The 9,861-nt window shown below is 73.6% G+C and carries 8 protein-coding genes; 5 read left to right on the top strand and 3 right to left on the bottom strand.

Annotated elements, in window-relative coordinates:
• Together KN815_RS41955 and KN815_RS41950 are read right to left on the bottom strand one after the other, a co-directional pair.
• The coding region (locus KN815_RS41955) for a V-type ATPase subunit (RefSeq protein WP_216347028.1) at positions 1-514 on the bottom strand (514 nt) is incomplete at its 3' end.
• Positions 514-891, bottom strand: a complete 378-nt coding sequence (locus KN815_RS41950; RefSeq protein WP_216347027.1) for a hypothetical protein — start codon at positions 889-891, stop codon at positions 514-516. The genes KN815_RS41955 and KN815_RS41950, both read right to left, overlap by 1 nt.
• 281 nt (positions 892-1,172) lie before the next feature.
• Here KN815_RS41950 and KN815_RS41945 point away from each other — a divergent pair, with 281 nt between their 5' ends.
• Complete coding sequence (locus KN815_RS41945; RefSeq protein WP_216347026.1) at positions 1,173-2,021, top strand: CBS domain-containing protein; 849 nt, start codon at positions 1,173-1,175, stop codon at positions 2,019-2,021.
• A gap of 54 nt (positions 2,022-2,075) precedes the next feature.
• The gene (locus tag KN815_RS41940) at positions 2,076-2,945 is read left to right on the top strand and encodes a universal stress protein (protein ID WP_216347025.1); all 870 of its coding nucleotides are present in this window, start codon (positions 2,076-2,078) and stop codon (positions 2,943-2,945) included.
• A 66-nt stretch (positions 2,946-3,011) separates the two neighbouring features.
• Here KN815_RS41940 and KN815_RS41935 read toward each other — a convergent pair whose 3' ends face one another.
• Positions 3,012-3,887 (bottom strand): universal stress protein, encoded by an 876-nt coding sequence (locus tag KN815_RS41935; RefSeq protein WP_216347024.1) that lies wholly within the window; start codon positions 3,885-3,887, stop codon positions 3,012-3,014.
• 321 nt (positions 3,888-4,208) lie between these two features.
• On the opposite strand from KN815_RS41935, the gene KN815_RS41930 reads away from it, so the two are divergent.
• From KN815_RS41930 to fdhF, 3 genes are all read left to right on the top strand, one after another.
• On the top strand, positions 4,209-4,892 hold the full coding sequence (locus tag KN815_RS41930; RefSeq protein WP_216347023.1) for a helix-turn-helix domain-containing protein: 684 nt from the start codon (positions 4,209-4,211) through the stop codon (positions 4,890-4,892).
• A gap of 228 nt (positions 4,893-5,120) precedes the next feature.
• Positions 5,121-6,806, top strand: a complete 1,686-nt coding sequence (locus KN815_RS41925; RefSeq protein WP_216347022.1) for an NAD(P)H-dependent oxidoreductase subunit E — start codon at positions 5,121-5,123, stop codon at positions 6,804-6,806.
• A complete protein-coding gene (gene fdhF, locus KN815_RS41920; protein WP_216347021.1) occupies positions 6,803-9,493 on the top strand; it encodes a formate dehydrogenase subunit alpha in 2,691 nt (896 codons plus the stop codon). Before KN815_RS41925 ends, fdhF begins: the two co-directional genes overlap by 4 nt.
• Positions 9,494-9,861 lie beyond the last annotated feature (368 nt).

The raw sequence follows: 9,861 nt of genomic DNA, 5'->3' as shown, positions 1-9,861 counted from the left end.
GGGCCGCCGCCGTGCGCACGGCGGCGGAGACCCGCATGCCGGTGGCCACCGCCGCCGGGGACGCGGCACCCGGATCGCCCCAGGCGGAGGCGGTCAGCGCGGCCCGCAGCTCCTGGGGCGAACGGGTACGGGCCAGCAGCGGCCAGGCGGTCGCCAACGTGCCCAGGCGATACGGCGACCGAGGCGGCCCGCTGCCGGTCAGCGCACGCAGATGGTCCCGGGTATTGGCGATCTCGAAGCCGGAGGCGAGCAGACGGAGGGCGTTCGCGCCCGCCGGTGGCTGCCAGCCGGCCAGCACCCGCAGATGCCACAGCAGGGTCGCCCCGACCGCCTGCTGGGCATCGGCGAGCGACGCCCCGGGAAGCAGGTCATGGCCGTACGCCGTGGCGCTCAGACCGCGCACGGCGTCATCGAGACCCGGAGCCGAAGCCACCTCCTCGGCCTTCTCCCTCCCAAGAGCACGGGAGAGCATGGCCCTGGCACGCGTGACCCCCGCCACCCAGCCGGCGCCCATCACGGACCCCTTTCCCGTGTTTCCTCGGGGTGCCCCGGCGCCATGGGGTCCGCCGCTCCGGGGGCCGGTGGCATCCCGATTTCCTCGGCCACGAGCCGTGCCACCCGGTCCAGGAGAGCGGGCATACGGGCCGCGGCACGGGAGCGCACCGCGGACACCTCCCGCTCCGAGGCGGCGAGCAGCTCCGCCGCCTCGGACTCGGCCTGACCACGCACCCGGGCCGCCGTCCGCGCCCGCAGGTCCTGTGCACGTGCGGACGCCCGCTCCACGATCTCCTCGGCCTGCCGCTCGGCCGTGCGGCGCTTCGCCGCCGCCGTGCGGGCTGCTTCGTCTCTGATGCCGCGCGCTTCCGCCTCGGCCTCTTCCAACAAGGACAACGGTGGCTCCAGCTCCGCGGTGAGTTCCGCGGCGCGGTCCGCGGGCACACCTCCGGGCGCTGCCCGGCCCGGAGAACCGACCGGGCGAAACCGCAGCAGGAAATCCCGGAATCCGGCCACCGCCGCCCTCCTCACGGTCGGGCCCCTGGTCCAAGTGTCCGTACGCGGTGCGTGCCTGTCGCGCCGAACAGGCCCGCCCGTGAGGGAACCGGCGGCGTGACTACCCGATCGGTGCGACACTGGCGGCGTAGGTGACCGGCCGCGCTCGTGGGGAGGTTGCCATGAGCGAATTCGAACGTCATGCGGCGGGGAAGGAAGCCCGCCACGGCGCACACCGCCGCCAGTGGACCACGGAGGTGGAGCGGCGCGAGGACCTGCTGAGGCGTTACCTCGGTGCTGTGGCCACCACCTCATCCACCGCGGGAGAAGCGGCACCGGAGGAGTGGGCCGTGCCCGCTCGCACCGGGCGCCGGGCTCCGGCACACCTCACCGCACCGCGGGTGGGCGACGTGATGAGGGCGCCCGCCGTCTCGGTGCCGGGCGATACGTCCTTCCTGGAGGTCGCCCGTACGCTCGCGCACGAACACCTGGGCGCGGTGCCGGTGGTTGATGCCGAAGCACACGTCGTCGGAATGGTGTCCGAGTCCGATCTGCTGGCCAAGGCCGCCGTCATGGCCATCACCCGGCGACCGGGTCCACTCGGCAAGCTCAAGGACCGCCGCCTCCACGAGAAGAGCCGTGGTGAGACGGCGGCCACCTTGATGACCTACCCCGCCGTCACGGTCCATCCGGCGGACACGGTGGCCGACGCGGCCTGGACAGCCGCGCGTTCCCGCCTCAAGAGACTGCCCGTCACCGACTACCGCGACCGGCTCGTCGGCGTGGTGACCCGGGCGGATCTGCTGCGGTCGCTCGTCCGTGACGACACCGAGATCCGCGAGGAGATCGAGTGCCGGATCCTCCGCGGGGAACACCATCTCGAGCCGGACGCCATCGAGGTGACGGTGGAGGGCGGTGTCGTGACCGTGGAGGGAAGGGTGGACGTGGCACTCGCTCCCGGACTGGTCGAGTCGATCCGGGCGATGGAGGGCGTCGACGATGTGGTCGATCACCTCACCGGGGTCACCTGACCCGGCCCCGCGCCTTCGGCAGCCGTGAATCGTGGCGGATACGGAGGAGGCCCCATGACCCACCCCATCACCGTAGGTATGGACGGATCGCCCGAGAGCCTGGACGCCGCCGACTGGGCGGCGCGGGAGGCTCGGTGGCGTCAGGCGCCGTTGCGTCTGGTACACGCCTGGATGCTGCCGCCGCAGACGGCCCGGACCGCTCAGGCTCCCGAGGTCCGCAAGGAGTGGGCCCGCAAGACCCTGGACGATGCGGAAGCCGATCTGGCCACCCGCTACCCGGACGTGCCGGTCTCCACCGAGCTGGTGGCGGCGACCGCCACCCCGGCCCTGGTGGCCCACGGCGCGGGTTCTCAGATGCTGGTGCTGGGCTCACGGGGCCGTGGCGCCGTGGCCGGCTTTCTGCTCGGCTCCATCGGGCTTCACGTACTCGGCCGGGCCGCGTGCCCGGTCGTGCTGGTGCGGCACGGGGACGGCCAGGCCCAGGGGGCCGCCGCGGGAGACGTGGTGGTGGGCATACAGGACCCGCCCGAGTCGGCCGCCCCGATCGAGTTCGCCTTCGCCACGGCCGCGGCACGAGGCTCCGGGGTGCGCGCCGTACGGGGCTGGGCGCTGCCGCCGGTCTTCGAGTACGGCATGGCGTACGTGCGGGCCCTCGATGAGGCCGGTGGCATCGAACCCGGGGAGCGGAAACGGCTGGCGGAAGCGGTCCTGCTGTGGCGGGAGAAGTACCCGCGGGTACCGGTGACCGAGCACGTCGAGATGGGCAACGCCGCGGAGGTGCTGTTGACATCGGCAGTGGGGGCGGGGCTCGTTGTCATCGGCAGGTACTCCCACCGGCCCGCGGTTGGCGCGCGCCTCGGTCACGTGGCGCACGCCCTGCTCCACCACGCGGCGTGCCCCGTCGCGGTCGTCCCTCACGACTGAGGCCGGATTGCGACGTGCTCGGACACACCGGCGGACGATTGGCCCGCCGCAGGTCGCGGCCAAGGGCTATCCCCGCTGCGGGACGACGGCGACGGGGCACTCGGCATGGTGCAGTACGGCATGGGCGACCCGGCCGAGCTGCGGACCGGAGTCGCCCGGAGTCCGGAGGGCGCCGACGACCAGCAGGCCGGCGCCTGCCGACGCCGCCAGGAGGACCCTGTGCGCCGGACCCTCGACCACCTCGCGGCGGCACACCGTCTCCCCGTCATCGCCCGGGAGCCGACCCAGGGCCTCGTCCAGGATGGTCGTCGCCCGTTCCTCGTAGAGGAGGCGAGTCGCCTCGTGCATGAGCAGTGGCCGGCCCGGCTGCACGTGAGCGGGGCGTCGCCAGGCGCGTATGGCATGCAGCTCGGCGCCCCGCACCCGCGCCTCGCGGTAGGCGAACCGTACGGCCGCGGCGTCGTGCGTGAGGTGGCCGACCCCGAGCATGACCGGTCGGCCGGTTCCACGCCGGTCCCGCTCCGGTCCGCGGACCACGATCACCGGGCACACAGCGCGGGCCGCCACCGCCAGACTCACCGATCCCAAAAGGGTTTCCGCGAGTTCGCTCCAGCCACGGGAGCCCGTGACCAGGGCGAAGGCTTCACGGCCCTCCCTCAGCAGCGCCGACACGGGGTCGTCGGGCAGGACCTCGCCGGAAACCCTCACCGCCGGACTACCGAGCCGGGCGCGTTCGACGCAGGAGGCGACGATGTGCTCCGCCACCACTTCCCCCGAAGGGCAGCCCGTGTACGACGCGAGCGCTTCCTCGTACCGCTCCCACCGGGAGGCGTAGATCAGGCGCAACGGCAGCCCATGGAGTGCCGCCTCGTCCACGGCCCAGTCCACCGCTCGCAGACTGGAGTCCGAACCATCGACACCCACGACCAGCGGAAGATCCATGGCTCACACCGCCTCTCCGGTGGCTGTCCCGTTCGCTTCAGGTACCCCTGGCCGCGCGGTCCCACCACGCGCGTTCGGCGGCCTCGAGCCCGCCTCACGCGCGGCTTCGCCGTCAGCCCCGTCGCGGTGGTGCCACAGCGATGATTCGATGGGTTCATGAGGCGATCCTCTCCGGGGATTCGAGCGGGCGTCCCGCCAAGGGATCTTTCACGGCCGGAGCGGGAGAACGGCTCCGGCACGTTCTCCGGCCGGGAGGACACGGCCCAGGCCCGGATGGGGGACCAGAACGGGACGTCGATGGGCGAAGGGATGTGATCCCCGATGTCCGAGCCACCACGCCCGGGCCCGGCGGCGAGGCAGTCCACCGGCGGCGGAGGCGACCTCGGGCGGCGCATCGCGCTGCGGCGTGCGCAACTCGGCCTCTCGCGGGAGGAGGTGGCCGTGCGGGCGGGCAGCTCGCCGGGCTACGTGCGCTATCTGGAGGAGTCCACCGCCGACCCGAGCGCCGGCACCCTCCTCAGGATCGCCGCGGCCCTGGAGACCACCACGGCCGCCCTGCACGGCTGCGGCACCGATCTGCCGCCCGGCCTCGGTCGGGCCGGACACCACCCCCAACTGCTGGAGCTGGACCCCACGGAGTGCCGGGCCCGACTCGCGACGCACGGCGTGGGCAGGATCTCGGTGTCGACCCCCCGGGGGCCGGTCATCTTTCCGGTCAATTACAGCGTCATCGACGACGCCGTCGTCTTCCGGACCGCGCCCGACGCCGCAATGGCGGCGGCCGCCGGCGCCGAGGCCGCCTTCGAGGTGGACCACATCGACGAGGCGCTCAGCCAGGGCTGGAGCGTCCTCGTCGTCGGACGCGCCCGGCAGGTCACCGAACCGGCGGCGATACGTGAGCTGGCCGACAAGGCGTTCACCGCCCCATGGCCCGGCGGCAGCCGTGACCTGTGGCTGCGCATCGAGCCCACGAGCATCACCGGTCGCCGGATCCAGGTGGATTGACCAGCCGTCGTACCGGCCGCTACGGGTGCCGGTCGGCTTCGACGCCACGGTGCGTGGCGCCACGCACCGCCCGCTGCCGGGCCGACAGATGAGGCTCCGCTGCGGGGCCGCGCACCGTGCGATCAGGGCCTGCGAGAAGCGGGCGGCCCTGGGCGCCGACGCAGGCGTCTGAGCCCGAGGGGCCAGACACCGGATGCGGCCGGGCGGAACCGGCTCCACGATGAGGTTATGAGTGCTCCCCGCCCCGCCGAGCCCTACGACGCCTTCCGGACCCTGGCCGCCCGTCGAGGGCGGCCGGCGGGCCGGCTGATGGAGTCGCTGGCCCGCGCGCGAGCGGAAACGTCCGACAGCCCCGAGACATGGGCGCCGCCGGTCGGCATCCAGGCGGGGCTCCCGGCGGCCGCCGCCCTTGGACCGGCCTCCTACTTCGCTGACTTCGCCACCCCACATGGCCGCCGCCACGTCCGTGTGTGCGTTGCGACGGCCTGCTTCGCGGCGGAGGCAGGACGCCATGTCGCCGAAGTGGAGGCCGCATTGGGCGTCGCCGCCGGGGACGTCACACCTGATGGGGAGAGATCACTCCAGGCCGTCCGCTGCCTGGGGTACTGCTACGCGGGGCCCGCCGCCCTCGACGGCGACGCGCCACGCACGGGCCCCGCCCTGGCCGCCCAGTTGGCCGGGCGGGAGCACCCGCGGGCGCCGGCGATCCCGGCGGTCGACGCCACCGGCGATCCCGTTCTGCTGGGTGGCGCGGTCTCAGGTGAGGCCCCGTGGCAAGTGTGGCCGAGCGTGGTCACGGCACGTGGCCCGGACGATGTCCAACAGGAGGTGGCGGCGTCCGGGCTGCGCGGGCGTGGCGGCGCGGGGTTCCGCGTGGCCACGAAGTGGGCCGCGGCGGAACGCGCCGCGGGCACCGTGGTGGTGGCCAACGGGGACGAAGGCGATCCCGGCTCCTACGCGGACCGGCTGCTGATGGAGGCCGACCCGGACCGGGTGCTGGAGGGGCTGGCCCTGGCCTGCTTCGCCTGCGGAGCCCGCCGCGGCGTGGTGATGGTCCGCTCCGAATATCCGCACGCGCTGACCCGTATGAGGGAGGCGGTCGAGGGGGCGTATGCCGCCGGACATCTCGGCACCCGCGTGCACGGGACGGACACCACGGTGGACGTTCAGGTGGTCCGGGGCGCCGGTTCCTATGTGACCGGTGAGGAGACGGCCCTGATCGCGAGCCTGGAGGGCGGCCGGGGATGTGCCCGGCCACGCCCGCCGTATCCGACCCGGCGCGGCCTGTGGGACGCGCCGACCGTGGTGAACAACGTCGAGACGCTGGCGGCCGTCCCGTGGATCGTCGCCCATGGCGGCGGCGCGTACGCCCGGCGCGGGACCGCGGAGGAAACCGGGACGAAGCTGGTCTGCCTGTCCGAGCGGTTCGCCCGTCCGGGCGCGTACGAGGTCGAACTCGGCACCTCGGTGCGGCGCATCGTCACCGAACTCGGCGGTGGCCTCAAGGACGGCGCGGAACTCGCCGCGCTCCAGGTGGGCGGCCCGCTGGGCGGCTTCCTCGCCGCCGACTCGCTGGACGTACCGCTGACCGAGGCGGAGCTGTCGGCCCGCGGCGCCGCCCTGGGCCATGCCGGTCTCGTCGCCTTCGACTGGCGGGTGGCGCCGGAGGAGGTGCTGCGGCACATCTGGGAATTCGCCGCCGCCGAGAGCTGCGGGGCGTGCTCTCCCTGCCGTGTGGGTTCGCGCCGGGGCCTGGAACTGGCGGTCGCGCACGCTCCGCCCGGCCCGGCGTACGGGCGACTGTCAAGGGTCCTGGCCGAGGCGAGCCTGTGCGCCTTCGGCCGGCGGATCCCACCGGCGGTCCGCAGCCTGGCCCGTGCCTACGAAGGCCGCCTGCCGGGGTGGGACCAATGACCGGCGTCGAGGTCGACGGCGTCGCCGTCGAGATCCCCGAGGGGGCCGCGCTCCTCACGGCGGTGCGCGCGGCCCGGATCGAACTGCCCGCGCTCTGCCATGACGACCGGCTCTCCCCGGCCGGGTCCTGCCGCACCTGCCTGGTGCGAGCCGACGGACGGATCGTGGCGGCCTGCGTCACACCGGCAACCCCGGGAGCCACGGTCGAGGCCGCCACGGACGACCTGCGGGCGCTGCGCCGCGACGCGGTGGACGTCATCGTCTCGGCCCTGCCTCCCCGTGCCCTGGCGGAGGACAGTCGTAGCGAGCTGGCACACGCATGCCGGGCGGTGGGCATCGGCCCCGAGGCGGCAGCCGGCTCCGGAGACCGGGGCGAGGACGTCTCCCACCCCTATGTGCACCTCGACCGGGACCTGTGCATCGCCTGCGGACGGTGTGTGCGCATGTGCGCCGAGGTCCAAGGCACGTTCGCCCTGACCCTGGCCGGCCGGGGCGCCGAGACCGTGGTCACCCCCGGCACCGGCGGGCCATGGGCCGAGTCGGACTGCGTGGCGTGCGGCGGCTGCGTCGACACCTGCCCCACCGGGGCGATCAGCGAGCCGGGCCCCGCGCGCGGCCTCACCACCGCGGTCCGCCCGGCGCCGCCGATGACCCGCACCACATGCGGCTACTGCGGAGTGGGCTGCACCCTCGACGTGGCCACCGAGGACGGCCGGGTCACCGCCGTGCTGCCGGCCCGGGACGGGCCGGTCAACCAGGGGCACGCGTGCGTCAAGGGACGCTTCGCCCGCGGCTATCTCACCTCCCCCGAACGGCTCACCCGGCCACTGCTGCGGCGCGAGGGCGGCCTGGAACCGGTCGGCTGGGACGAGGCGCTCGCCCACATCGCCCGAGGACTGCGCGCGGCCACCCGCACGGGCGGCCCCGACGCGGTGGCGGCCATCTCCTCCGCGCGTTCCACCAACGAGGAGAACTACCTCGTCCAGAAGTTCATGCGGGTCGTCATCGGCACCAACAACGTCGACAACTGCTCCCGGCTGTGCCACTCCCCGTCCGCCGCGGGCCTCACAGCCTCCTTCGGGCTCCCCGGCGGCACCGACACCTTCGACGACGTCGAGCGGTCCGACTGTCTGCTGGTCGTGGGCGCCAACCCCGTCGAGGCGCACCCCGTGGTCGGCGCGCGACTGCTGCGACGCGTACTCCGAGGGGCCCGTCTGGTCGTCGCCGATCCCCGCGCCGTCGGCCTGGCCCCGCACGCCGATGTGCACCTGCGGCCCCGCCCCGGCACAAACGTCGCGCTCTGCCACGGCCTCGCCCACGTCCTGCTGACGGAGGGGCTCGTCGACGACGAGTTCCTGCGGCACCGGGCCTCCGGTCTGCCGGAGCTGACCGACCTGCTGGCCGACTATCGGCCGGACCGGGTCGCGGACCTGACCGGCGTGCCCGCCGCGGATCTCGTCGCGGCGGCCCGGCTCTACGGCCGCGCCGAGCGCCCCGCCATCGTCTACGGTCTGGGCGTCACCGAGCACCTGCATGGCACCGACGGCGTACGGGCCCTGGCCAATCTCGCCATCCTGCGCGGTGCCGTGGGCACCGGACGGGGCTTCGGGGTCAACCCGCTGCGCGGTCAGAACAACGTCCAAGGCGCCTCCGATATGGGTGCCCTGCCCGATGTGCTGCCCGGCTACGGAAAGGTGACCGACCCCGCCGTACGCGCACGGGCCGAGGAGGTCTGGGGGGTCACTGTCCCGTCCCGTCCCGGCCTGCGGATCCCCGAGATGTTCGCGGCGGCACGGGCCGGACGGCTGGGGGCGCTGTGGGTCATCGGAGAGGACGTCTGCGCCACCGATCCCGACACCAACCGGGTGGCGCGGGCCCTGGACGCCTGCCCACTCGTCGTGTGCGACGAACTGTTCCTGTCCGAGACCGCCCGGCACGCGGACGTCGTGCTGCCGGTCGCCTCCTGGCTGGAGAAGGACGGCACCTTCGTCAACTTCGACCGCAGATTCCAGCGGGTCCGCCCCGCCGTCGCGCCCCCGGGCCGCGCCCGCACCGACTTCGATGCGGTACGCGCCGTCGCCGCGGCCATGGGCACCGATCTGGGCTGTCCGACCCCGGCGGACGCGCTCGCCGAGTGCGCCCGGCTCAGCCCCCATTTCGCCGGGCTGTCCCACCGGCGGCTGGACCGGGAAGGTGCCGTCCCCTGGCCCTGCCCGGACCCCCACCAACCGGGCCAGGCCACCTTGTACCGGGAACGATTCGCCACGGCCGACGGACGGGCCCACCTTGCCGCCACGCCCTATATGCCGCCGGGAGAGCAGCCGGACGACGACTATCCCCTCGTCATGGTCACGGGGCGGCGCTGGGCGCACTACAACTCCGGGTCCATGACCCGTCGTGGCGGCAATCTCACCCTCGACCCGGTCGACCGCCTCGACATCCACCCGGACGATGCCGTCAGGTACGGACTGAGGGACGGGGAACCGGTCCAGGTGGCCAGTCGACACGGGCAGGCCCGCCTCATCGCGCGCATCGGCACCGAGACAGCGCCCGGTCAGGTCTTCTGCTCGTTCCACTTCCCGGCCAGCGGGGTGAACCGCCTCACCTCCGACCACGCCGATACGGTCACCTCCTGCCCCGAGTACAAGGTCACGGCGGTACGGCTGGCGGCGGACGGCCTCGGGTGACGGTCCGGTCCGTTCGCGGCGGAAGGCGGCGTACTGGCTGGGGAAGTAACGGAGCCAACCTGATCGCCCAGGAGCGGCGCACCTCCGGTGTGGCGCCGAGTCTCACGCCATCTGCGTCATCCTTGATCGTGGTCCTTCTCGTGGCCGCCGGGCTGACCATCGCCACCTGTGATCTGTCCGACCTCGTCCATGTCCGGCATGGTTCCCAGGTCGGTTTCACTCATTAAGCAGTGTGCATCGTGAAAACTGCAGGTCGGGTGGGCTGGTGTGCGCGGGGTCGGGAGTGCTCGGGCTGGTCGGCGGCGGGTGTCCATGGTGAAGATCGTCTGACCGGTCAGCCGGGAGGGTTCTCTGGTTCTGCTGTGCCT

The organism is Streptomyces niphimycinicus, assembly GCF_018883605.1.
GTDB classification, from domain to species: domain Bacteria; phylum Actinomycetota; class Actinomycetes; order Streptomycetales; family Streptomycetaceae; genus Streptomyces; species Streptomyces niphimycinicus.
Note: the sequence above shows the minus strand (reverse complement) of the source record. Positions and strands in the feature narration are given on the sequence as shown.